Annotated in this window: 36 protein-coding genes and 1 rRNA gene; 36 read left to right on the top strand and 1 reads right to left on the bottom strand. The window is 39.3% G+C overall.

Translation table 11 applies throughout. The features are described from left to right. From rrf to rplQ, 34 genes are all read left to right on the top strand, one after another. Nucleotides 1-107: ribosomal RNA gene (rrf, locus tag MUN53_RS16255) — 5S ribosomal RNA — on the top strand; the annotation flags it as partial. 350 nt (nucleotides 108-457) lie between these two features. Next, nucleotides 458-862 (top strand): 30S ribosomal protein S12, encoded by a 405-nt coding sequence (gene rpsL, locus MUN53_RS16250; RefSeq protein ID WP_243326470.1) that lies wholly within the window; start codon nucleotides 458-460, stop codon nucleotides 860-862. Nucleotides 863-1009: 147 nt separating this feature from the next. Further along, nucleotides 1010-1486, top strand: coding sequence for a 30S ribosomal protein S7 (gene rpsG, locus MUN53_RS16245; RefSeq protein ID WP_243326469.1), 477 nt, complete (start codon nucleotides 1010-1012; stop codon nucleotides 1484-1486). A 23-nt stretch (nucleotides 1487-1509) separates the two neighbouring features. Beyond that, nucleotides 1510-3636: an elongation factor G gene (gene fusA / locus MUN53_RS16240; protein ID WP_243326468.1), complete on the top strand. Its 2127-nt coding sequence runs from the start codon at nucleotides 1510-1512 to the stop codon at nucleotides 3634-3636. Between the two features lie 24 nt (nucleotides 3637-3660). Then, nucleotides 3661-3966 carry a 30S ribosomal protein S10 gene (gene rpsJ, locus MUN53_RS16235; RefSeq protein ID WP_005634728.1) on the top strand — a complete coding sequence of 102 codons (306 nt, stop codon included), beginning with the start codon at nucleotides 3661-3663 and terminating at the stop codon, nucleotides 3964-3966. 20 nt (nucleotides 3967-3986) lie between these two features. Then, nucleotides 3987-4604, top strand: coding sequence for a 50S ribosomal protein L3 (rplC, locus tag MUN53_RS16230; RefSeq protein WP_022457088.1), 618 nt, complete (start codon nucleotides 3987-3989; stop codon nucleotides 4602-4604). Next, entirely contained in the window at nucleotides 4604-5233 is a 630-nt protein-coding gene (rplD, locus tag MUN53_RS16225) for a 50S ribosomal protein L4 (protein ID WP_022457089.1), read from the top strand. Before rplC ends, rplD begins: the two co-directional genes overlap by 1 nt. Before the next feature lie 12 nt (nucleotides 5234-5245). Beyond that, nucleotides 5246-5539: a 50S ribosomal protein L23 gene (gene rplW, locus MUN53_RS16220; RefSeq protein ID WP_022457090.1), complete on the top strand. Its 294-nt coding sequence runs from the start codon at nucleotides 5246-5248 to the stop codon at nucleotides 5537-5539. An 8-nt stretch (nucleotides 5540-5547) separates the two neighbouring features. Next, nucleotides 5548-6372 (top strand): 50S ribosomal protein L2, encoded by an 825-nt coding sequence (gene rplB, locus MUN53_RS16215; RefSeq protein WP_022457091.1) that lies wholly within the window; start codon nucleotides 5548-5550, stop codon nucleotides 6370-6372. A gap of 20 nt (nucleotides 6373-6392) precedes the next feature. Further along, nucleotides 6393-6662, top strand: coding sequence for a 30S ribosomal protein S19 (gene rpsS, locus MUN53_RS16210; RefSeq protein WP_022457092.1), 270 nt, complete (start codon nucleotides 6393-6395; stop codon nucleotides 6660-6662). Nucleotides 6663-6705: 43 nt separating this feature from the next. Continuing rightward, entirely contained in the window at nucleotides 6706-7116 is a 411-nt protein-coding gene (rplV, locus tag MUN53_RS16205; RefSeq protein ID WP_022457093.1) for a 50S ribosomal protein L22, read from the top strand. A gap of 7 nt (nucleotides 7117-7123) precedes the next feature. Next, a complete protein-coding gene (gene rpsC, locus MUN53_RS16200; RefSeq protein ID WP_022457094.1) occupies nucleotides 7124-7858 on the top strand; it encodes a 30S ribosomal protein S3 in 735 nt (244 codons plus the stop codon). Nucleotides 7859-7878: 20 nt separating this feature from the next. Beyond that, entirely contained in the window at nucleotides 7879-8313 is a 435-nt protein-coding gene (gene rplP, locus MUN53_RS16195; RefSeq protein ID WP_022457095.1) for a 50S ribosomal protein L16, read from the top strand. Nucleotides 8314-8319: 6 nt separating this feature from the next. Continuing rightward, the gene (gene rpmC / locus MUN53_RS16190; protein ID WP_022457096.1) at nucleotides 8320-8517 is read left to right on the top strand and encodes a 50S ribosomal protein L29; all 198 of its coding nucleotides are present in this window, start codon (nucleotides 8320-8322) and stop codon (nucleotides 8515-8517) included. A 9-nt stretch (nucleotides 8518-8526) separates the two neighbouring features. Then, a complete protein-coding gene (rpsQ, locus tag MUN53_RS16185) occupies nucleotides 8527-8784 on the top strand; it encodes a 30S ribosomal protein S17 (RefSeq protein ID WP_022457097.1) in 258 nt (85 codons plus the stop codon). A 1-nt stretch (nucleotide 8785) separates the two neighbouring features. Next, nucleotides 8786-9151, top strand: a complete 366-nt coding sequence (rplN, locus tag MUN53_RS16180; RefSeq protein ID WP_022457098.1) for a 50S ribosomal protein L14 — start codon at nucleotides 8786-8788, stop codon at nucleotides 9149-9151. Nucleotides 9152-9171: 20 nt separating this feature from the next. Next, the gene (rplX, locus tag MUN53_RS16175; protein WP_022457099.1) at nucleotides 9172-9492 is read left to right on the top strand and encodes a 50S ribosomal protein L24; all 321 of its coding nucleotides are present in this window, start codon (nucleotides 9172-9174) and stop codon (nucleotides 9490-9492) included. Beyond that, entirely contained in the window at nucleotides 9492-10049 is a 558-nt protein-coding gene (gene rplE / locus MUN53_RS16170) for a 50S ribosomal protein L5 (protein ID WP_022457100.1), read from the top strand. Before rplX ends, rplE begins: the two co-directional genes overlap by 1 nt. Nucleotides 10050-10055: 6 nt before the next feature. After that, nucleotides 10056-10325 (top strand): 30S ribosomal protein S14, encoded by a 270-nt coding sequence (rpsN, locus tag MUN53_RS16165; protein WP_022457101.1) that lies wholly within the window; start codon nucleotides 10056-10058, stop codon nucleotides 10323-10325. Between the two features lie 57 nt (nucleotides 10326-10382). Further along, nucleotides 10383-10778: a 30S ribosomal protein S8 gene (rpsH, locus tag MUN53_RS16160; RefSeq protein WP_022457102.1), complete on the top strand. Its 396-nt coding sequence runs from the start codon at nucleotides 10383-10385 to the stop codon at nucleotides 10776-10778. Nucleotides 10779-10793: 15 nt separating this feature from the next. Further along, nucleotides 10794-11345 (top strand): 50S ribosomal protein L6, encoded by a 552-nt coding sequence (gene rplF / locus MUN53_RS16155; protein ID WP_022457103.1) that lies wholly within the window; start codon nucleotides 10794-10796, stop codon nucleotides 11343-11345. A gap of 21 nt (nucleotides 11346-11366) precedes the next feature. After that, nucleotides 11367-11711, top strand: coding sequence for a 50S ribosomal protein L18 (gene rplR / locus MUN53_RS16150; RefSeq protein ID WP_022457104.1), 345 nt, complete (start codon nucleotides 11367-11369; stop codon nucleotides 11709-11711). A gap of 5 nt (nucleotides 11712-11716) precedes the next feature. Then, the gene (gene rpsE / locus MUN53_RS16145) at nucleotides 11717-12235 is read left to right on the top strand and encodes a 30S ribosomal protein S5 (RefSeq protein WP_022457105.1); all 519 of its coding nucleotides are present in this window, start codon (nucleotides 11717-11719) and stop codon (nucleotides 12233-12235) included. A gap of 16 nt (nucleotides 12236-12251) precedes the next feature. Next, nucleotides 12252-12428, top strand: a complete 177-nt coding sequence (rpmD, locus tag MUN53_RS16140; protein ID WP_022457106.1) for a 50S ribosomal protein L30 — start codon at nucleotides 12252-12254, stop codon at nucleotides 12426-12428. 26 nt (nucleotides 12429-12454) lie between these two features. Next, a complete protein-coding gene (gene rplO / locus MUN53_RS16135) occupies nucleotides 12455-12901 on the top strand; it encodes a 50S ribosomal protein L15 (protein WP_243326467.1) in 447 nt (148 codons plus the stop codon). 3 nt (nucleotides 12902-12904) lie between these two features. After that, nucleotides 12905-14242 (top strand): preprotein translocase subunit SecY, encoded by a 1338-nt coding sequence (secY, locus tag MUN53_RS16130; RefSeq protein WP_022457108.1) that lies wholly within the window; start codon nucleotides 12905-12907, stop codon nucleotides 14240-14242. A gap of 5 nt (nucleotides 14243-14247) precedes the next feature. After that, nucleotides 14248-15033 (top strand): type I methionyl aminopeptidase, encoded by a 786-nt coding sequence (gene map, locus MUN53_RS16125; RefSeq protein ID WP_243326466.1) that lies wholly within the window; start codon nucleotides 14248-14250, stop codon nucleotides 15031-15033. Between the two features lie 15 nt (nucleotides 15034-15048). Continuing rightward, entirely contained in the window at nucleotides 15049-15267 is a 219-nt protein-coding gene (gene infA / locus MUN53_RS16120) for a translation initiation factor IF-1 (RefSeq protein WP_005634776.1), read from the top strand. Between the two features lie 12 nt (nucleotides 15268-15279). Continuing rightward, complete coding sequence (gene ykgO, locus MUN53_RS16115; RefSeq protein ID WP_022457110.1) at nucleotides 15280-15396, top strand: type B 50S ribosomal protein L36; 117 nt, start codon at nucleotides 15280-15282, stop codon at nucleotides 15394-15396. Nucleotides 15397-15430: 34 nt separating this feature from the next. Then, the gene (gene rpsM, locus MUN53_RS16110) at nucleotides 15431-15811 is read left to right on the top strand and encodes a 30S ribosomal protein S13 (RefSeq protein ID WP_022457111.1); all 381 of its coding nucleotides are present in this window, start codon (nucleotides 15431-15433) and stop codon (nucleotides 15809-15811) included. A gap of 13 nt (nucleotides 15812-15824) precedes the next feature. Then, a complete protein-coding gene (gene rpsK, locus MUN53_RS16105; protein ID WP_022457112.1) occupies nucleotides 15825-16214 on the top strand; it encodes a 30S ribosomal protein S11 in 390 nt (129 codons plus the stop codon). A gap of 123 nt (nucleotides 16215-16337) precedes the next feature. Further along, entirely contained in the window at nucleotides 16338-16943 is a 606-nt protein-coding gene (rpsD, locus tag MUN53_RS16100) for a 30S ribosomal protein S4 (RefSeq protein ID WP_243326465.1), read from the top strand. A gap of 11 nt (nucleotides 16944-16954) precedes the next feature. Next, the gene (locus MUN53_RS16095) at nucleotides 16955-17947 is read left to right on the top strand and encodes a DNA-directed RNA polymerase subunit alpha (RefSeq protein WP_243326464.1); all 993 of its coding nucleotides are present in this window, start codon (nucleotides 16955-16957) and stop codon (nucleotides 17945-17947) included. Nucleotides 17948-17956: 9 nt separating this feature from the next. Then, a complete protein-coding gene (gene rplQ, locus MUN53_RS16090; protein ID WP_243326463.1) occupies nucleotides 17957-18445 on the top strand; it encodes a 50S ribosomal protein L17 in 489 nt (162 codons plus the stop codon). Nucleotides 18446-18650: 205 nt separating this feature from the next. Here the strand turns inward: rplQ and rplS are convergent, their stop codons facing one another. Beyond that, on the bottom strand, nucleotides 18651-18998 hold the full coding sequence (gene rplS / locus MUN53_RS16085) for a 50S ribosomal protein L19 (RefSeq protein WP_022457116.1): 348 nt from the start codon (nucleotides 18996-18998) through the stop codon (nucleotides 18651-18653). A gap of 253 nt (nucleotides 18999-19251) precedes the next feature. Between rplS and MUN53_RS16080 the strand changes: the two genes are divergently transcribed. Then, on the top strand, nucleotides 19252-22152 hold the full coding sequence (locus MUN53_RS16080) for a glycoside hydrolase family 3 N-terminal domain-containing protein (protein ID WP_243326462.1): 2901 nt from the start codon (nucleotides 19252-19254) through the stop codon (nucleotides 22150-22152). Between the two features lie 45 nt (nucleotides 22153-22197). Continuing rightward, complete coding sequence (locus MUN53_RS16075) at nucleotides 22198-23220, top strand: aminotransferase class I/II-fold pyridoxal phosphate-dependent enzyme (protein ID WP_243326461.1); 1023 nt, start codon at nucleotides 22198-22200, stop codon at nucleotides 23218-23220. Nucleotides 23221-23335 lie beyond the last annotated feature (115 nt).

The following is a 23335-nucleotide window of genomic DNA, read 5'->3' as shown; positions in this document are numbered from 1 at the left end:
GTGGTTATAGCACGAGGGATCCACCTCTTCCCATTCCGAACAGAGAAGTTAAGCCTCGTCACGCCGATGGTACTGCGTAACAGTGGGAGAGTAGGTAGCCGCCGTTTTAGAAAAGAAAAAGACTAACTATATAAGTTAGTCTTTTTTTTATTGCTAATTATCAGAATATGAGTAGATTCCCTTCTGTTTTTATGTTGTTTTTTTGAGTACTTCTCTGTACTATTGTCATGAATTCAGTCTTTTAGTGAAGTTTTTCTATGCAAAACTATGTTAAATAATAACAAAACCTTATTGCCTTATTATGTGTAAGTGAGAATAAAATACTACCTTTGCAGCGTTTTAGTAGAAGATGTTATGGAATGCGTTGAAAGTTAATGGGTAACGCAATAAAACTCTTCTAATTGAACAAGAAAATAAATATATAAATTATACATTCAAAGTTTTAAAAAGAAAAGAAATGCCTACAATTCAGCAATTAGTTAGAAAAGGAAGGGAAACTTTGGTGGAAAAAGGTAAATCACCAGCATTGGATTCATGTCCTCAGAGACGTGGTGTTTGTGTTCGTGTTTACACTACTACACCGAAGAAACCTAACTCAGCAATGCGTAAAGTAGCGAGAGTACGTTTGACAAATGGTAAAGAAGTAAACTCTTACATTCCAGGTGAAGGTCACAACTTGCAGGAACACTCAATCGTGTTAGTACGTGGTGGTCGTGTTAAGGATCTTCCGGGTGTACGTTATCATATTGTTCGTGGTACTTTGGATACTGCTGGAGTGAATGGTCGTACACAGCGTCGTTCTAAATACGGAGCTAAGCGTCCGAAACCAGGATCTGCACCTGCTGCAAAAGGTAAGAAGTAATTATCCCCTTTCAAACTGAGAATTTAAATTAAGTATTAAAGCTGGTTTGAGTATTTGGATAGGCTAAAGGTTGAGTAAATGGTTCGGCGGAACCGTTGAAGACAAATTAAAGGCAACCAAAGAAAGAAACGAAATTTATTAGAACAAATGAGAAAAGCAAAACCCAAAAAAAGACAGGTATTGCCAGATCCTGTTTTTGGTGATGTTAAGGTAACGAAATTCGTTAACCATTTGATGTATGACGGTAAGAAGAATACTGCATTTGAAATTTTCTATACCGCATTGGAATCTGTAAAGGCTAAAATGCCGAATGAAGAAAAGTCTGCACTTGAAATCTGGAAAGCTGCATTAGATAATATTACCCCTCAGGTGGAAGTAAAATCACGTCGTGTTGGTGGAGCTACATTCCAGGTACCTACTGAGATCCGCCCGGATCGTAAAGAATCAATCTCTATGAAGAATCTGATCATCTTCGCTCGTAAGCGTGGTGGTAAAACTATGTCTGATAAGTTGTCTGCTGAAATTATTGATGCATTCAATAATCAGGGTGGTGCATTCAAGAGAAAAGAAGATATGCATCGTATGGCAGAAGCTAACCGTGCATTCGCTCACTTTAGATTTTAATTTTATTAAGGCTTAGAAAGAATATGGCAAACAACGATAAGCAATTGGTGTTTACAAGAAACATCGGAATCATGGCTCACATCGATGCCGGTAAGACTACGACTTCTGAACGTATTCTTTATTATACTGGTTTGACACATAAGATTGGTGAGACTCATGATGGTACTGCTACAATGGACTGGATGGCCCAAGAGCAGGAACGTGGTATTACAATTACTTCTGCTGCTACAACTACTTTCTGGAACTATAACGGAAATCGTTATAAGATCAATTTGATTGATACTCCGGGGCACGTTGACTTTACAGTAGAGGTTGAACGTTCACTTCGTGTATTGGATGGCGCTGTTGCTACTTTCTGTGCTGTGGGTGGTGTTGAACCTCAGTCTGAGACTGTTTGGCGTCAAGCTGATAAATATAATGTGCCGCGTATCGGTTATGTAAATAAGATGGACCGTTCAGGTGCAAACTATTATGAAGTTATTCGTCAGATGAAGGAAGTTTTAGGAGCTCATCCGTGTGCTATCCAAATTCCTATTGGTGCTGAAGAAAACTTTAAGGGTATCGTTGATTTGATTCAGATGAAAGCTATTTATTGGCATGATGAATCAATGGGTGCTGAGTATTCAGTAGAAGATATCCCAGCTGATATGCAAGCTGAAGCAGAAGAATGGCGTGACAAGATGTTGGAAGCATTGGCTGAATGCGATGATGCTTTGATGGAGAAATATTTTGATGATCCTTCAACAATTACAGAAGATGAAATTAAAGTAGCTCTTCGTAAAGGTACATTGTCAATGCAGATTAATCCGATGACTTGTGGTTCTTCATTTAAGAACAAAGGTGTTCAGACATTGCTGGATGCAGTTTGTGCTTATTTGCCTTCTCCTGAAGATACACCTGCTATCGAAGGTACTGATCCAAGTAATCCTGACGTTGTTGTTGTTCGTAAGCCTTTATTCGAGGAACCGTTAGCAGCTTTGGCATTTAAGATTGCAACAGACCCGTATGTAGGACGTTTGTGCTTCTTCAGAGTTTACTCAGGACAGGTTACAGCTGGTTCTTATGTATTGAATACTCGTTCAGGGAAGAAAGAACGTATTTCACGTTTGTTCCAGATGCATTCAAATAAGCAAAATCCGATGGAAGTTATCGGTTGTGGTGATATTGGAGCAGGTGTAGGATTCAAGGATATTCGCACAGGTGATACTTTGTGTGATGAAAATAATCCAATCACTTTGGAATCTATGGAGTTCCCTGAACCAGTTATCGGTATCGCTGTAGAACCAAAAACGCAGAAAGACTTGGATAAGTTGGGTATGGGATTGGCTAAATTGGCTGAAGAAGACCCGACATTCCGTGTTCAGACTAACGAAGAAACTGGTCAGACTGTAATTAGTGGTATGGGTGAGTTGCACTTGGATATCATTATTGACCGTTTGCGTCGTGAGTTCAAAGTTGAGTGTAATCAAGGTAAGCCTCAGGTTACTTATAAAGAAGCAATTACTAAGCCTGTTGAATTGCGTGAAGTTTATAAGAAACAGTCTGGTGGTCGTGGTAAGTTTGCTGATATTATTGTTCGTCTTGAACCGGCTGATGAAAACTTCGAAGGTACACTTCAGTTTATTGATGAAGTAAAGGGTGGTAATGTTCCTAAGGAATTTATTCCATCTGTACAGAAAGGTTTTGAAAAGGCGATGAAGAATGGTGTATTGGCTGGTTATCCTTTGGATAAGCTGAAAGTTACATTGATGGATGGTTCTTTCCACCCGGTTGACTCTGACCAGTTGTCATTTGAAATTGCCGCTATTCAGGCATTTAAGAATGCTTCAGAAAAAGCAGGTCCAGTATTGATGGAACCGATTATGCAGATGGAAGTTGTAACTCCAGAAGAAAGTATGGGTGATGTAATCGGTGACTTGAATAAGCGTCGTGGTCAAGTTGAAGGTATGGAAACTAGTCGTACTGGTGCACGTATTGTTAAAGCAAAAGTTCCATTGGCTGAAACATTTGGATATGTAACAGCATTACGTACGATTACTTCAGGTCGTGCAACTTCAACAATGCAGTTCTCTCACTATGCTCAGGTTTCTTCATCAATTGCTAAGCAGGTATTGACTGAAGTACAGGGTCGTGCTGATTTGATCAAATAATATTTTGAATTATACAATATAAATATGAGCCAAAAGATCAGAATTAAATTGAAGTCTTATGATTATTCTCTGGTTGACAAGTCAGCTGAGAAAATCGTAAAGACTGTAAAGGCTACAGGTGCAGTGGTTAGTGGACCGATTCCTCTGCCTACTCACAAACGTATCTTTACTGTGAACCGCTCTACATTCGTAAATAAAAAGTCACGTGAGCAGTTCGAATTATCATCTTATAAGAGATTAATTGATATCTACAGTTCAACAGCAAAGACAGTTGACGCATTGATGAAACTGGAATTGCCTAGTGGAGTTGAAGTAGAAATTAAAGTGTAAGTATTTAAATTTTTAGTGAAATGCCAGGATTATTAGGAAAGAAAATCGGAATGACATCCGTTTTCAGTGCCGAGGGAAAAAATCTTCCATGCACTGTTATCGAAGTAGGTCCTTGTGTAGTTACACAGATCAAGACTTTGGAAAATGATGGCTATGAAGCTGTTCAGTTGGGTTTCGAAGATAAGAAAGAGAAACATACAACACAGCCTGAAATGGGTCACTTTAAGAAAGCCGGTGTAACCCCCAAGAGATACTTGGCCGAGTTCAAGAATTTTGAAACTGAATACAAGTTGGGTGATGTAATCACTGTTGATTACTTGGAAGGTGCAGGTTTCGTTGATGTAATTGGAACTTCAAAGGGTAAAGGTTTTCAGGGTGTTGTTAAACGTCACGGTTTTGGTGGTGTAGGTCAGACAACACATGGTCAGCACAATCGTGCTCGTAAGCCGGGTTCTATCGGTGCTTGTTCTTACCCTGCAAAAGTATTTAAGGGTATGCGTATGGGTGGCCAGTTAGGAAATGAACGTGTTACTGTTCAGAACTTACAGGTTATCAAAGTATTGCCTGAACATAATCTTTTGTTAGTTAAAGGTTCTGTTCCAGGTGCTAAAGGTTCAATCGTTTTAATTGAGAAGTAATGGAACTGAGCGTATTTAATATTAAAGGTGAAGATACCGGAAGAAAGGTAACTTTGAACGATGCAATTTATGGCATTGAGCCCAACGATCATGCTATTTACCTGGATGTAAAACAGTTTTTGGCAAATAAACGTCAGGGTACTCATAAGTCTAAGGAAAGAAGTGAAGTATCAGGTAGTACACGTAAGCTGATCCGTCAGAAAGGTGGTGGTGGCGCACGTCGTGGTGATATCAACTCTCCGGTTTTAGTTGGTGGTGGTCGTGTATTTGGACCAAGACCTCGTGATTACGAATTTAAGTTGAATAAGAAGGTAAAGAGTTTGGCTCGTAAGTCAGCTTTGTCTTATAAGGCTAAAAATAGTGCTATTGTAGTTGTTGAAGACTTCAATATGGAAGCTCCTAAGACAAAAGAATTCGTAACAATTACTAAAAACCTTAAAGTGGCTGATAAAAAGCTTCTTATGGTTTTACCGGAGAAAAATAATTTTGTATATTTGTCAGCTCGAAATTTACAGAAAGCTAAAGTTGTAACTGTTTCTGATATCAATACTTATAGTGTGCTTGATGCCGCAAATTTAGTTTTGACAGAAAGCTCTGTTGCAGCAATTGAAAAACTTTTTAACGCATAAGGAGTATAAAAGATGGGAATTATTATTAAGCCTATTGTAACAGAAAAGCAGACAGCAATTACGGAAAAGTTCGCTAATCGTTATGGTTTTCGTGTTTCTCCTGATGCCAATAAGCTTGAAATTAAGAAAGCTGTAGAAGAATTGTATAATGTAACTGTAGTTGATGTTAATACCATCAACTACTCTGGTAAGCAGAAAACACGTTATACAAAGTCTGGTATCATTAACGGTAAACAAGCTGCTTTCAAGAAGGCAATCATAACATTGAAAGAAGGAGAAACAATTGATTTCTTTAGTAATATCTAAAAAAAGAAATGGGAATACGTAAATTAAAGCCCACAACACCGGGGCAGAGACACAAAGTTATTGGTGCATTTGATAAAATCACTGCAAGTACACCAGAGAAGTCTCTTGTAGTAGGTAAGAAAAGTACAGGTGGTCGTAACAACACTGGTAAGATGACAATGCGTTATATCGGTGGTGGTCACAAACAAAAGTACAGAATTATCGATTTCAAGAGAAACAAAGATGGCATTCCTGCAACAGTTAAAGCTATCGAGTATGATCCTAATCGTACTTCACGTATAGCATTGTTGTATTACGCTGACGGAGCTAAGAGTTATATTATTGCTCCGAATGGTTTGGAAGTTGGCCAGACAGTGGTTTCAGGATCTGACGCAGCTCCTGAAGTAGGTAATACTTTGCCAATGGCAAATATACCTGTTGGTACTATTATTCACAACATTGAGCTTCGCCCAGGACAAGGAGCTAAATTAGTTCGTTCTGCAGGTGCTTTTGCTCAGCTGACTTCAAAGGAAGGTGCTTATGCTATTATCAAGATGCCTTCTGGTGAAACAAGAAAGATTCTTGCCGCTTGTAAAGCTACAATCGGTGCAGTAGGTAACTCAGACCATGGTCTTGAAAAATCAGGTAAAGCAGGTCGTTCTAGATGGTTAGGTCGTCGTCCTCACAACCGTGGTGTTGTAATGAACCCAGTTGATCACCCAATGGGTGGTGGTGAAGGACGTGCTTCTGGAGGTCATCCAAGATCAAGAAACGGCTTGTATGCTAAGGGCTTGAAGACAAGAGCTCCGAAGAAACATTCTTCAAAATATATTATTGAAAGAAGAAAGAAATAATCTGATTAATTAAGTAAACTATGAGTCGATCATTAAAAAAAGGCCCGTATATTAACGTAAAACTTGAAAAGAAAGTTCTGGCTATGAATGAGTCAGGCAAAAAGAGTGTCGTTAAAACGTGGGCAAGAGCTTCAATGATTTCGCCTGATTTTGTAGGCCATACTATTGCAGTTCATAATGGAAATAAATTTATTCCTGTTTTTGTAACCGAAAACATGGTTGGTCATAAGTTAGGTGAATTTTCACCAACACGTACATTCCGTGGCCATGCCGGTAACAAGAAAAAATAATCGGTAAAGCAGGAATCTAAAAACTGAAAAAAAGAATCGTAAAATGGGTGCTAGAAAAAGAATATCAGCTGAAGCAAGAAAAGAAGCCCAAAAGACCATGTATTTCGCAAAGTTGCGCAATGTGCCAACTTCTCCTCGTAAGATGCGATTAGTTGTTGACATGGTACGTGGAATGGAAGTATTCCGTGCACTTGGTGTTTTGAAGTTTTCAAACAAAGAAGCTGCAGCAAGAGTAGAAAAGTTGCTTCGTTCAGCTATTGCAAATTGGGAGCAGAAAAATGAACGTAAAGCAGAAGCTGGAGAATTGTATATCTCTTTGATTAGTGTAGATTGCGCTACGACTTTGAAGAGAATGCGTCCGGCTCCGCAAGGAAGAGGTTACAGAATTCGTAAACGTTCGAACCATGTAACGTTGTTTGTTGATACACTTAGTAAAAAAGATACTCAAAATTAATTTGTAGATGGGACAAAAAGTTAATCCGGTTAGTAATCGTTTGGGAATCATCCGTGGTTGGGATTCCAATTGGTATGGCGGCAAAAATTACGGAGATACTTTATTAGAAGATAGCAAGATCCGTAAATATTTGAATGCCCGTCTTGCAAAAGCTAGTGTATCTCGTATTGTGATTGAACGTACGTTGAAGTTGATAACTATTACAGTTTGTACTTCACGTCCGGGTATTATTATCGGTAAAGGTGGTCAGGAAGTTGACAAATTGAAGGAAGAGTTGAAAAAGATCACCGATAAAGAAGTTCAAATTAACATTTTTGAAGTGAAAAGACCTGAGCTTGATGCAGTGATTGTTGCTAATAATATTGCTCGTCAGCTTGAAGGTAAAATTGCATATCGTAGAGCAATTAAAATGGCTATCGCTTCAACTATGAGAATGGGCGCTGAAGGTATCAAGATCCAAATTTCAGGTCGTTTGAACGGTGCTGAAATGGCGCGTTCTGAAATGTATAAAGAAGGAAGAACTCCGTTGCATACATTCAGAGCTGATATTGATTATGCTTTGGCTGAAGCACTGACAAAAGTTGGTTTGTTAGGTGTGAAAGTTTGGATTTGCCGTGGTGAAGTTTATGGAAAGAAAGATTTGGCTCCTTCATTTACTGCATCTAAGGAATCTGGACGCCGCAATGAAAATGCCGGTGGCAGCAGAGAAAAGAACTTCAAGAGAAAGAAAGCTAATCGTTAAACGTTAGAATTTAAGAAGAAATGTTACAACCAAAGAAAACCAAGTTCAGAAGAGCTCAAAAAGGTAGCGCTAAAGGTAATGCTCAGCGTGGTAACCAGTTGACTTTCGGATCTTTTGGTATAAAGTCGTTAGATACAAAATGGATCACCGGACGACAGATTGAAGCTGCTCGTATTGCTGTAACTCGTTATATGCAGCGTCAAGGTCAAGTTTGGGTTCGTATCTTCCCAGATAAGCCGATCACTAAAAAACCTGCTGACGTACGTATGGGTAAAGGTAAAGGTAATCCAGAAGGATTTGTTGCTCCTGTAACTCCGGGTCGTATGATTTTTGAAGTTGAAGGTGTTCCTTTTGAGGTAGCTAAGGAAGCATTGCGCTTAGGTGCTCAGAAACTTCCTGTTACTACAAAGTTTGTTGTGAGACGTGATTATGATATGCAAAATCAAAATGCGTAATTGGTTATGAAGATTGCAGAAATTAGAGAATTAAGCACTGCGGAGTTGACAGAGCGAATCAATGCAGAAGTGGCTGCTTACGAACAGAAAGTAATCAACCACAGTATTACTCCAAGTGAAAATCCTGCTCAGATTAAACAACAACGCAGGATGATTGCGCGCATGAAAACTGAATTGCGCCAGAGAGAACTTAACAACAAATAATTGAGCCTGATGGAAACTAGAAATTTAAGAAAAGAAAGAACGGGCGTGGTTACAAGCAACAAGATGGACAAGAGCATCACTGTTGCTATTAAATGGAAGGAAAAACATCCCATTTATGGTAAGTTCGTTAATAAGACGAAAAAATATCATGCTCACGATGAAAAGAATGAATGCAACATTGGCGATACTGTAAGAATTATGGAAACTCGTCCATTGAGCAAAACTAAAAGATGGAGATTAGTTCAAATAATCGAAAGGGCTAAATAACATGATACAACAAGAGTCAAGATTAGTAGTAGCTGATAACAGTGGTGCAAAAGAAGCTTTATGTATTCGCGTGTTAGGTGGAACAAGAAAGCGCTATGCAACTGTTGGAGATGTGATTGTAGTAGCGATTAAGAGCGTAATCCCATCTAGTGATATCAAGAAGGGAGCTGTATCAAAAGCTGTAATCGTACGTACTAAGAAGGAAATTCGTCGTGCTGACGGTTCTTATATCCGCTTTGATGACAATGCCTGTGTATTGTTAAATGGCGCTGGAGATATTCGTGGTAGCCGTATCTTTGGTCCGGTAGCCAGAGAGCTTCGTGCAACAAACATGAAAATTGTTTCACTTGCACCGGAGGTACTTTAATAGTTGAAAAATTTAGAGTAATGAGCAAATTACATATCAAAAAAGGCGATATCGTTTTTGTTAATACTGGTGAAGACAAAGGTAAGACAGGTCGTGTCCTGAAGGTGTTAGTAAAAGAAAACCGTGCAGTTGTCGAAGGTATTAATATGGTATCAAAGCATACCAAGCCTAATGCAAAGAATCCTCAAGGAGGAATAGAAAAGAAGGAAGCTCCTATTCATGTATCTAACTTGAATGTCGTTGATCCTAAAACTGGAAAACCGACTCGCATAGGTCGTAAAGCAAATGAAGAAGGTGCTTTAGTGCGTTATTCAAAAAAATCAGGGGAGGAGATTAAGTAATGAGCAATACTGCCAGTCTTAAAAAAGAATATCAGGACAGAATTGTTCCTGCTTTAACAAAGGAATTTGGTTACAAGTCTGTAATGCAGGTGCCTGTATTAAAAAAGATCGTGATTAATCAAGGTCTTGGAATGGCTACTGCAGATAAGAAAATTATTGATGTTGCAATTAGTGAGTTGACTGCTATTACAGGTCAGAAGGCTGTTGCAACAGTTTCTAAGAAAGACGTATCAAATTTCAAACTTCGTAAAAAGATGCCTATTGGTGTGATGGTAACTTTACGTCGTGAACAGATGTACGAGTTTTTGGAAAGATTAGTTCGTATCGCTCTTCCGCGTATCCGTGACTTCAAGGGAATCGAAAGTAAGTTGGATGGTCGTGGTAATTATACACTCGGTATTCAGGAACAGATCATTTTTCCTGAAATTAATATCGATAATATTACCAAAATATTAGGAATGAATATTACCTTTGTAACCTCTGCGAAAACAGATGAAGAAGGTTATGCTCTGTTAAGAGAATTTGGTTTGCCTTTTAAAAATGCAAAAAAAGACTAAATAGTTATGGCTAAGGAATCAATGAAAGCCCGCGAGGTAAAAAGAGCTAAGTTAGTTGCTAAATATGCTGCTAAACGTGCTCAGCTGAAAGCTGAAGGTAATTATGATGCTTTGCAGCTTTTACCGAAGAATGCTTCTCCTGTACGTTTGCACAATCGTTGTAAAATTACAGGTCGTCCGAAAGGATATATTCGTCAGTTCGGTATTTCTCGTATCCAGTTGCGTGAAATGGCTTCACAAGGTTTAATCCCGGGTGTAAAGAAAGCAAGTTGGTAAGAGTTTTTTTAGTTTAAATATTGTCCGGGTGTCCGGATCAATTTAATTAATTATTATATGACAGATCCTATTGCAGATTATTTGACAAGATTGCGTAATGCAATTAAAGCGAAGCACAGAGTTGTTGAAGTGCCGGCGTCAAATTTAAAGAAAGAGATCACTAAGATCCTTTTCGACAAGGGCTACATTCTTAATTTCAAGTTTGTAGAAGATGGTCCTCAAGGTACAATTAAGATTGCTTTGAAGTATGACCTTGTAAACAAAGTTAATGCAATCAAGAAACTTGAAAGAGTTTCTACTCCTGGTTTGCGTAAGTACACTGGTTATAAAGATATGCCTCGTGTATTGAATGGATTGGGTATTGCAGTTCTTTCTACTTCTAAGGGTGTTATGACTGATAAAGAAGCTCGCGAGCTGAAAATCGGTGGTGAAGTTTTATGTTATGTCTATTAATTAGGAGGAAGAAGAATGTCAAGAATAGGAAAATTACCAATTCATGTACCGGCTGGTGTTACAGTTACTATCAAGGATAACGTTGTAACAGTTAAGGGTCCTAAAGGTGAACTTGTACAGGCTGTAAATCCTGATATTCAAGTTGCAATCGAAGATGGAGTAGTTCATTTGACTCGCCCAACTGATGATAAGAACCATCGTGCTTTACATGGTTTGTATCGTGCTTTGATTCATAATATGGTAGTTGGAGTATCAGAAGGATACAAAAAAGAGTTAGAGCTTGTTGGTGTTGGTTATCGTGTAACTAATACAGGTCAGCTGTTAGATCTTTCATTGGGTTATACACATAATATTTATATGTTGTTACCCAAGGAAGTAAAAGTTGAGACAAAGGCAGAGAGAAATAAGAACCCTCTGATTATCCTTGAATCTGCTGATAAGCAATTATTGGGCCAGATTTGTGCTAAGATTCGTTCATTCCGTATGCCAGAACCATATAAAGGTAAAGGTATTAAATTTGTGGGTGAAGAAATTCGCAGAAAGTCTGGTAAATCAGCAGGTAAGTAATCTACGTAAACTGAAATTATCATGACAACGAAGATAGAAAGAAGATTAAAGATAAAAGCAGGTGTAAGAGGTAAGATTTCAGGTACAACTGAACGTCCTCGCCTGACTGTGTTTAGAAGTAATAAGCAAATCTATGCACAGGTTATTGATGATACTACAGGTAAGACTTTAGCTTCTGCTTCATCTTTGAAGATGGAAGAAAAGGCTCCGAAAAAAGAAATTGCAGCTAAAGTTGGTGAACTGATTGCAAAGAATGCTCAGGAAGCTGGTGTACAGGCTGTAGTTTTTGATCGTAACGGTTATCTGTATCACGGGAGAATTAAAGAATTAGCGGATGCTGCACGTAACGGCGGCCTTAAATTTTAATGGAAATGGCAGGAGTTAATAACAGAGTAAAATCAACCAACGACTTAGAGTTGAAGGATAGATTGGTTGCTATCAACCGCGTAACTAAGGTAACAAAAGGAGGACGTACTTTCAGTTTTGCTGCTATTGTTGTAGTAGGAAATGAAGATGGTATTGTTGGTTGGGGCTTAGGAAAAGCAGGTGAAGTAACTACAGCCATTGCTAAGGGTGTAGAAGCTGCTAAAAAGAATTTGATCCGTGTACCTGTTCATAAAGGTACTATCCCTCACGAACAATTTGCTAAATTTGGTGGTGCTCAGGTTTTGATCAAGCCTGCATCTCATGGTACTGGAGTGAAAGCTGGTGGTGCTATGCGTGCTGTTCTTGAAAGCGTTGGTATTACTGACGTGTTAGCTAAATCAAAAGGTTCTTCTAACCCTCATAACTTAGTTAAAGCTACAATTGCTGCTCTAGGTGAATTAAGAAGTCCGTTTGATGTTGCTCAGAATCGTGGAGTTTCAGTTGAAAAAGTATTTAGAGGTTAATTAGGGAGGAGTAGATATGGCAACAATTAAAGTTAAGCAGATTAAGAGTAGAATTAATTGCCCTAAAGACCAAAAAAGAACTTTGGATGCGCTGGGTTTGAGAAAACTAAACCAAGTAGTAGAACATGAAGCTAACCCTTGTATTTTGGGTATGGTTGAGAAAGTTAAACATTTGGTTTCAGTTGAAAAATAATAATTGATCGAAAAAATAATTGCGATATGAATTTATCAAATTTAAAGCCGGCAGCAGGTTCTGTTAAAACCAGAAAAAGAATAGGACGTGGTCCGGGTTCTGGCTTGGGTGGTACTTCAACAAGAGGTCATAAAGGAGCTAAGTCAAGATCAGGTTATAAGAACAAGATTGGATTTGAAGGTGGTCAGATGCCAATTCAAAGACGTTTGCCTAAATTTGGTTTCAAGAATATTAACCGTGTAGAATATAAAGCTATTAATATTTCAACTCTTCAGCAATTAGCTGAAGCTCAGAATTTGAGTAAGATTGGAATTGAAGAGTTAGTAAATGCAGGTTTTATTTCTTCTTCACAGTTGGTTAAGATTCTTGGTAATGGTAGTTTGACAGCTAAATTGGAAGTTTCTACACATGCATTTTCCAAATCTGCCGAAGCTGCTATTCAAGCTGTAGGTGGAACTGTCGTTAAACTCTAATTTATGAGAGCTGTTGAAACAATAAAGAATATCTGGAAGATTGAGGATCTGAGAAATCGGATCCTCACCACTCTTTTATTAGTGGTGATCTATCGCTTTGGAACGTTTGTGGTTCTTCCGGGTATTGATCCTAAGGCGTTAACCGCTTTACAAGAACAGACGCAAGGTGGTTTGTTGGCATTATTGGATATGTTTTCTGGTGGTGCCTTTTCTAATGCTTCTATTTTTGCATTAGGAATTATGCCATATATCTCTGCTTCTATCGTTATGCAATTGATGGCAATTGCTGTTCCTTCTTTTCAGAAATTACAGAGAGAAGGAGAAAGTGGACATCGTAAGATTAACCAATGGACACGTTATTTGACTGTGGCCATTTTGTTATTCCAGGGCCCTACTTATTTGGTAAACTTAAGTGTACAGCTGCGAGCTGTTGGTGCTTCTTTACCTCCTGGAATTTGGTTTACGATATCTTCTACAATCATTTTGGCTGCAGGAAGTATGTTTATCCTTTGGTTGGGTGAGAGAATAACAGATAAAGGTGTAGGTAATGGTATTTCATTTATCATCTTAGTCGGAATCATAGCTCGCTTACCTCATTCTTTGTTTCAGGAATTTATTTCTAGAACAAGTGAAAAGACTGGTGGTTTGGTTATGTTCTTGTTTGAAATGTTGTTCTTGTTGTTCGTAATTGCTGGTGCGATTCTTTTGGTTCAAGGAACTAGAAAGGTCCCCGTACAATATGCGAAGAGAATTATTGGAAATAAACAGTATGGTGGTGCTCGTCAGTATATACCTTTAAAAGTAAATGCTGCAAATGTTATGCCTATCATTTTTGCTCAGGCTATTATGTTTATTCCAATCTCTATTGTTGGTTTTTCTAATACCGGTGAAAGTTCAGGTTTCTGGGCTGCATTTATGGATAATACAGGATTTTGGTATAATTTTGTATTTGCCGTTTTGATCATTCTGTTTACCTATTTTTATACAGCCATCACAATTAATCCGACTCAGATGTCTGATGATTTGAAGAGAAACAATGGTTTCATTCCGGGGGTTAAGCCAGGTAAACAAACCAAAGATTATTTGGATTCAATCATGGACCGTATTACATTACCAGGTGCAATTTTCTTGGCAATTGTGGCTATTATGCCTGCTTTTGCACGTTTGGCCGGTGTGAGTATGGCTTTTTCACAATTCTTTGGTGGTACTTCTTTGTTGATTCTTGTTGGTGTTGTTTTGGATACATTACAGCAAGTTGAAAGTCATTTGTTGATGCGTCATTATGATGGTTTGTTAAAGTCTGGTAGAATTAAAGGTCGTTCAGGCGTAAATGCTTATTAATTTCGATGATCTATTTAAAAACAGATGAAGAAATTGAGTTGATGCGTGAAGCAAACCAGTTAGTAGGTAAAACACTAGCTGAAGTAGGTAAGCATGTTGCACCAGGTGTTTCAACGCTTCAACTTGATAAGATTGCGGAAGAATTTATTAGGGATCATGGAGCTGTTCCTGCTTTTTTAGGGTATGGAGGTTTTCCGAATTCAATATGTGCTTCAGTAAACGAACAGGTAGTTCATGGTATACCTTCGTCTTCAAAGATTTTGAATGAGGGAGATATTATCTCTGTCGATTGTGGTACAATATTGAATGGGTATGTCGGAGATTCAGCTTATACATTTTGTGTTGGAGAGGTTGATCCGAAAGTTAAGGATCTTTTGAAAACGACTAAAGAGTCTTTGTATCTAGGAATTCAGGCTGCAGTTGAAGGAAAGCGGATAGGCGATATTAGTAATGCCGTTCAGACGTATTGTGAGTCTCATAATTATTCAGTAGTTCGCGAATTGGTTGGTCATGGTATTGGTAAAAGGATGCATGAAGAACCAGAAGTACCTAATTATGGACGTCGAGGATGTGGTCCGTTACTTAAATCAGGTATGTGCATTTGTATTGAGCCCATGATTAATATGGGAAGTAAAAATGTTGTATTTGAACGTGACGGTTGGACAGTTCGGACAAAAGATCGAAAATGTTCTGCCCATTTTGAACATTGTATTGCTATTCGTCCTGATGGTCCGCAGATTTTGTCTTCATTTGATTTTATAGAAGAAGTTTTAGGTAGTAACGCAATTTAATCTTTATTTTATTATATGGCTAAACAGTCAGCAATTGAACAAGATGGAGTAATTGTAGAAGCATTGTCGAATGCAATGTTTCGGGTTGAATTGGAAAATGGACATGAAATAACCGCTCACATTTCTGGAAAGATGCGTATGCATTATATAAAGATACTTCCAGGTGATAAGGTTAGAGTTGAAATGTCTCCTTATGATTTATCAAAAGGTAGAATTGCTTTTAGATATAAATAAAAAAAACTAGATATGAAAGTAAGAGCATCTTTGAAGAAGCGTACCCCTGAATGCAAAATCGTTAGAAGAAAGGGTCGTTTATATGTAATTAACAAGAAAAACCCGAAGTATAAAGTACGTCAGGGATAATTTTATTATTTTTGCAAAATAATTAGGTAATAATATGGCTATAAGAATAGTTGGTGTAGATTTGCCACAGAATAAAAGAGGTGAAGTTGCTTTGACATACATTTATGGTATCGGTCGTAGTGCAGCTAACACTATCTTGGCAAAAGCAGGTATTGATCGCGATATTAAAGTACAAGATTGGACAGATGATCAAGCTGCTAAAGTACGTGAAATTATCGGTGCAGAATATAAGGTAGAAGGTGATTTACGTTCTGAAGTACAGTTGAACATCAAGCGTCTGATGGATATTGGTTGCTACAGAGGTGTTCGTCACCGTTTAGGTTTGCCTTTGAGAGGTCAGAAGACAAAGAATAACTCTCGTACTCGTAAGGGTAAGAAGAAAACTGTTGCAAATAAGAAAAAAGCTACTAAATAATAAGAGTTGAGATATGGCAAAAAAAACAGTCGCAGCAAAGAAGAGAAACGTTAAAGTTGACGCTTACGGTCAAGCTCACATTCATTCTTCTTTTAATAACATTATCGTATCTCTTGCCAATAGTGAAGGTCAGGTAATTAGCTGGTCATCTGCTGGTAAGATGGGATTTAGAAGCTCTAAAAAGAATACTCCGTATGCTGCTCAGATGGCAGCTCAGGATTGTGCTAAAGTAGCTTATGATCTGGGTTTACGTAAAGTTAAGGTTTATGTAAAAGGACCGGGTAACGGACGTGAATCTGCTATCAGAACGATTCATGGTGCAGGTATTGAAGTAACTGAAATTATCGATGTTACTCCGCTGCCACACAATGGTTGTCGTCCTCCTAAAAAGAGAAGAGTATAATTAACTTTAGTTTCTTGAATAGGGAATCCGGAATTGTGAATAGATTGCATTTAGACCTTATCCTCTCTGTAATCGCGGCTGCACGGTTCCAGGTTCTTTTAGAACATTAAAAATAATAGAAAAATGGCAAGATATACTGGACCTAAAACAAGAATTGCCCGTAAATTCGGTGAGGCTATCTTCGGTGCGGATAAAGTTCTTTCTAAGAAAAACTATCCTCCCGGACAGCATGGTAACTCAAGAAAAAGAAAAACTTCTGAGTACGGTATTCAGCTTCGTGAGAAGCAGAAGGCTAAATATACTTACGGTGTATTGGAAAAACAATTTAGAAACCTTTTCGAAAAGGCTTCTCGTTCTAAAGGTATTACCGGTGAAGTATTGTTGCAGTTCCTTGAAGCTCGTTTGGACAATGTAGTATTCCGTTTGGGTATTGCTCCGACAAGAGCTGCTGCTCGTCAGTTGGTTTCTCACCGTCATATTACGGTTGACGGACAGGTGGTAAACATCCCGTCTTATTCAGTTAAACCGGGGCAGATCATCGGTGTTCGTGAAAAATCTAAATCTTTGGAAGTTATTGCTGATGCTTTGGCTGGTTTCAATCACAGCAAATATCCTTGGATGGAATGGGATCAGACTTCAATGAGTGGTAAATTATTACATTTGCCGGAAAGAGCTGATATCCCTGAAAACATTAAAGAACAGTTGATCGTAGAATTGTATTCTAAATAATAATTGATTCCATGGCGATATTAGCATTTCAAAAACCCGATAAAGTATTAATGTTGGAAGCGGACGACTTCTTCGGAAAGTTTGAATTCCGTCCGTTGGAGCCTGGCTATGGTATTACTATTGGTAATGCCTTGCGCCGTATTCTCTTGTCTTCATTGGAAGGGTTTGCTATTACGTCTATCAAAATCGACGGGGTGGATCATGAATTTGACACCATCCCCGGCGTTATTGAAGATGTGACTAACATTATCCTTAACCTGAAGCAAGTGCGTTTCAAGCATATTGTAGATGACATTGAGAATGAAAAAGTAAGTATTAATGTTTCGGGTACGGAAGTGTTCAAAGCCGGAGATATAGGTAAACAGTTAACTGGATTCGAAGTTTTGAATCCTGATTTGACTATTTGTCATTTGGACCCGAACGCAAGTTTTCAGATTGAACTTACAATTAATAAAGGACGCGGTTATGTACCGGCAGATGAAAACAGAAAGCCGGATGATGACATCCATGTAATTGCGATTGATTCTATCTACACTCCGATCCGCAATGTGAAGTATTCAATCGAAAACTTCCGTGTTGAGCAAAAGACGGACTACGAAAAGTTGGTTCTTGAAATAGCCACAGATGGTTCTATTCATCCAAAAGAAGCTTTGAAAGAAGCTGCCAAGATCTTGATTCATCATTTCATGTTGTTCTCTGATGAGAAGATTGCCATCGAATCAGTTGATAGTGATGGTAATGAAGAATTTGATGAAGAAGTTCTTCATATGCGTCAGTTGCTGAAGAGCAAATTGTCAGATATGGATCTTTCAGTTCGTGCATTGAACTGTTTGAAGGCTGCTGATGTTGAAACATTGGGTGAATTAGTGAAGTTCAACAAGAATGACCTGTTGAAGTTCCGTAACTTCGGTAAGAAGTCACTCACCGAATTGGATGAGTTACTGGAAAGTTTGAACCTTTCTTTCGGTATGGATATCTCAAAATATAAATTAGATAAAGAGTAAGTATAAGCGATGAGACATAATAGAAAAATAAATCACTTAGGTCGTACAAACACTCACCGTGACGCGATGCTTTCGAATATGGCTTGTTCTCTGATCAAACATAAGAGAATCTTTACTACGACAGCTAAAGCAAAAGCACTTCGTAAGTTTGTAGAACCGCTGATCACAAAGTCAAAGGAGGATACAACTCACTCTAGACGTGTGGTTTTTAGCAATTTGCAAGACAAATATGCTGTAACTGAGTTGTTCAAGGAAATCTCTCAGAAGATTGGTGACCGTCCGGGTGGATATACTCGTATCATTAAGACAGGTAATCGTCTGGGTGATAACGCTGCCATGTGCTTCATTGAATTAGTTGACTACAATGAAAATATGAAGAAAGACGCTACTGCTAAGAAGGCAGGTAAGACACGTCGTTCTCGTAAGAAATCAGCTGTAGCAACTGAAACTCCGGCTGCTGAAGCTCCTGCAACAGAAGAACAGCAGGCAGCTGAATAATCAGATTAAGTTTACTACTTCTTATAGTAGGAACGATTGAATAAAGCGCAGGTTTCATAGACAGTAAAGTCTTGATACCTGCGCTTCTTTTTTATATCTTCTTTATTTGTTCAGTCTATAGCACGAGTTTTTTATAGCTCTTAAACGACAAAAAGCCACCCGAAATGAATCGGATGGCTTTTTGTATCTTGAATCGTGGAATTGATTAAACTCTCTTTTCTTTGATTCTTGCTTTCTTTCCAGTCAGTGCACGCAGATAATACAATTTAGCACGACGAACACGACCTACTTTGTTTACAACGATGCTTTCGATGAACGGAGATTCGATCGGGAAAATTCTTTCTACACCTACGTTATCAGACATCTTACGTACTGTAAAACGTTTCTTGTTGCCGTGACCAGAGATACGAATAACTACGCCTCTGTACTGCTGGATACGTTCCTTGTTACCTTCTTTGATACGATAAGCGATAGTAACGGTGTCACCGCTCTTGAAAGAAGGATGCTCCTTGTTGGTAGCGAACGCTTCTTCTGCAATTTTAATTAAATCCATTTTGCTTGTATTTTAAAATTGTTGATAATGTACGCAATTAGCAGGCTGCTTGTCCTGCCAGCGTTGCGTAAAGCGGATGCAAAGTAACAAAATCTTTGTGAGATAACCAAATAGGTGGATGGATTCTTTTGGAATTGTCTTTAGTTTTTTCATTCTATCGAAGTTTACAATCGGTTCTCGTTATGATTGCAATCGATTTTCGTTACATTTGCATTTAATTCTCGTTACTTTTAAAGTGAAAGACAAACGACTTATGAAACGGATTGTATTACTGATATTCGGGTGGCTTTCTGTAATGACAGGTTTAGCCGCGGATAAACCCACCTTGCTGACGCAGGTTGATCAGCAGAAGATGATGGCTTGGACGGATTCGGTGTTCAATACTTTGAGTATGGATGAGCGGATCGGGCAGTTGTTCATGGTGATTGCTGATGTAAAAACTACGAACCAGAATATGCAGCGCCTGTTACGGTATGTGAATGAACTAAATATTGGGGGTGTCTTATTCCATAAAGGAAGTCCGGAAGTGCAGGCACAACTGACGAACCGGATGCAGGAGGCCTCTAAAGTTCCTTTGCTGGTTTCGCTGGATGGTGAGTGGGGCTTGTCTATGCGCTTGAGTGGAACAACCCGTTTTCCTAAGAATATGATGTTGGGAGCCATTGAAAACGACTTGCTTATCCGTAAGTATGGCGAGGAAGTTGCCCGGCAATGTAAGGAAATGGGTATTCATATTAATTTTGCTCCGGACTTGGATGTGAATAGTAACGTCGATAATCCCGTGATTGGGATTCGGTCTTTTGGGGAAGATCCGGCAGCTGTTGCTGATAAAGGTATTGCCTACGCCAGCGGACTGGAGGAAGGAGGAATCATGGCTGTGGCAAAGCATTTCCCAGGACATGGTGATACCTCCGATGATTCGCACGAAACTCTTCCGGTGATTTACCATAGTCGGGCTCGTTTGGATTCAGTAGAACTTTTTCCTTTTAAGCAGTATATTCAGAAAGGTTTTGCTGGAGTTATGACAGCACACTTGTATATTCCGGCCTTGGATAAGCGAAAGAATTTGCCTTCTTCTTTGTCGGAAAAAGTAGTAAAAGGCTTGTTGCAAGATGAACTGGGTTTCCAGGGTCTCTGCTTTACGGATGCCTTGGCGATGAAAGGAGCAGGAAACGATAAGGCGGAGAATCCTTGTGTAAAAGCTTTGTTGGCGGGAAATGATATTTTGTTGGCTCCTTATGCTCCTATTTCTGATTATAAAGCTGTCAAGGAAGCTATTGAAGGCGGTATCATCCCGATGAAACTGGTGGAGGACAAATGTAAGAAGATTCTGCAATATAAATATGTTGCCGGACTGAACCGGTATCAGCCTATTCCGTTGAAAGGACTTTCTGACCGATTAAATACAGCACATGCCGCTTGGTTGGCCGCTCAATTGAATGCAGAAGCCATTACTTTGCTGAAGAACGAAGACGATCTCGTTCCGTTGAAGAAACTCGATCAAAAGAAGATTGCTGTTCTTTCCATTGGTAGTGGTGTGACTTCCGACTTTGAGGAAACTGTTTCTAAGTATGTAAAGGCTGATTTCTTTACCATCACACGCAGTAGTAGTGCTTCCAAAATTCAGCAGATTTATGCGAAACTGGATAAATATGATCTGGTGATTTGTGCTGTACATACGGTTCGTATCCCGGAAAGTCAGGCATTGCGGAAACTGGCGGAACGGAAACAATTGGTTTATGCGTTCTTTACCATTCCTTATTTCTGCAAGTCTTATAAACAGTCCATAGAAAAGGCAAAAGCAGTTGTGATGGGATACGAAGGTACACCTTTGGCGCAGCAATATGCAGCACAAGTCATATTCGGTGGTATCGGAGCTAAAGGAAAGTTGCCTGTTTCTATTCCGGATCTATATTATGCCGGAACAGGAATATTCACTGAAAAGGTACGTTTGGGCTATCATGAGCCTGAGGCTGTCGGGTTGAATGCTGAACGGCTTGCCGAAATCAGTTCTATTGCAGAAGAAGGCTTGCAGGCAAAGGCTTATCCGGGTTGTCAGTTGCTGGTTGCCAAAGATGGCTGGATTGTTTATAACCGGGCTTTTGGATCTTATACTTATAGTAAGGAGCAGCCTGTTACTACGGAATCTGTTTATGATTTGGCTTCGGCTTCCAAGGCGGCGGGAACTTTATTGGCTGTGATGAAGGCGTATGATGAGAAGAAGTTTAAGCTGACGGATAAGATATCGGCGTATATACCCGAATTGAAAGATTCTAATAAGAGCAACATTACTATACGCGAATTATTGTTCCATCAATCTGGATTGGTTCCAACCATTAACTTTTATACAAAGGCGATGGAAAAGGGGCGATTCAAACCGGATTTGGTTTCCTCCAAGTCTTCGTCGGAATATACTTGGAAAGTAGCAGACGGGATTTATCTGAAACCTTCTTTTCAGGATACAATTACACAGATGATCAAGCGTTCCAAATTGGGTCCTAAGCGGTATCGATACAGTTGTGTCAATTTTATTCTGCTTAAAATGATGACGGAAGAACAACTGCTTCGTCCGATGGATGATGTATTGGAATCGGCATTCTGGGCTCCCTTAGGCGCTTGGCATACGACATATAATCCGTTGGAAAAGATGGATTCCGTAGAAATTGTTCCGACAGAATATGATAAAATAGTCAGGCATCAGCTGATTCGTGGTTATGTACACGACGAGGCTGCCGCTTTCCAAGGCGGTGTTTCAGGAAATGCTGGTTTGTTCTCGAATGCAAATGATCTGGCTAAAGTCTTGCAACTCTATTTAAACGATGGCAGTTATGGTGGCGAACAACTGCTGAGTGCAGAAACGGTTCGCTTGTTTACGCAAACGAAGAGTCCGACTTGCCGTCGAGGATTGGGGTTTGACAAACCGGCAACAGGCGGCAAAGCTTCTCCTTGTGGCTCGTTGGCTTCTCCTTCCGTATATGGGCATACCGGATTTACCGGAACATGCTTTTGGGTTGATCCGGATCAGCAATTGATTTATATCTTTCTGAGTAATCGTGTGTATCCAACCCGAAGCAACAACAAATTATCCTCTCTGAGTATTCGTACTCGAATTCAAGACACAATTTATAAGGCAATCGAGAAGAAAGAGCTATAAGATTCGTACTTTTGCAGCCGGTTAAATAATCACAAAAGAAGAATTATGCTGTTTGGTCATGGTGATGATTATTATCGTTCGAGTGCAGAACGATTAGTTAATTATAGTTCGAATGTTTGGTATGGTGCTGAGATAGAGCCCTTAAAGGAGTATATGTTGGCTTCTGTGGATCGGATTACCCGTTATCCGGAACCAGATGCTGGTTCTTTGAGGCGAATGTTGGCAGAGGTTCATCAGATAAATCCGTCGTGTCTGTTGGTAACGAATGGTTCTATCACGGCCTTTTACTTGATTGCTCAAGCTTATTCGCAGGCGCGTTCGATGATTTTGGTACCTTCGTTTGCTGAGTATGAAGATGCTTGCCGCTTATACAAGCATACGTTGACATTTTTCTCCAATCAACGAAATTTATCTGAGCTAGATCTGAGTCAACAGGATTTCTGTTGGATTTGTAATCCGAATAATCCGGATGGGAAATTGATAGCTAGGGAAGATTTATTGGCTTTGATCCGGCAGAACCGACAAACAACGTTTGTGATTGATCAGGTTTATGCCGATTTTTATCCGGGGCATTTGTTGGACTTGAAAGATATTGAGGCGAATCCCAACCTGCTGATTGTACAATCCATTTCCAAACTCCATAAAATTCCTGGTATGCGGATTGGATATCTGGCGGCTTCGGAAGAAATGATTCGACGGATCAGTACGTATCTGATTCCGTGGTCGGTGAATGCTTTGGCTATTGAAGTAGGAAAATACATTCTTCAGCATCCGGAGCAGTTTGTGTTGCCGCTGGAGCAATGGCTCGGCGAAACCCGCCGGTTGCAAGAATGTATCCGGACTTTAGGTATTGAGTCTTATCCTTCGGCTGTAACCTTTTTCCTGAATCGTTTGCCGGAAGGGAAAAAAGCCTCTTCCCTGAAAGACTACCTTTTGCAGGAAAAGCAAATCTTGATTCGGGATGCATCTAATTTCAGGAGTCTTGATGAACGTTACTTCCGTTTGTCCACCCAGCGGCCGGAAGAAAATGAGGTATTGCTGGATGCCATACGGGATTGGATCAAATAAAAAAGAGGCTGTCTCAAAATAGAGTTGAGATGGCCTCTTTTGTTTCATCTCCAATTGAAGTCATTTGGATTTTCCTCAAAAAAGAAGCTTACAAACTTACTTTTGAAAATTTCAT

This window comes from Parabacteroides faecalis (assembly GCF_022809355.1).
Taxonomy (GTDB): Bacteria; Bacteroidota; Bacteroidia; order Bacteroidales; family Tannerellaceae; genus Parabacteroides; species Parabacteroides faecalis.
The sequence above is the reverse complement of the archived record's forward strand: the minus strand, read 5'-3'. Positions and strand labels throughout refer to the sequence as shown.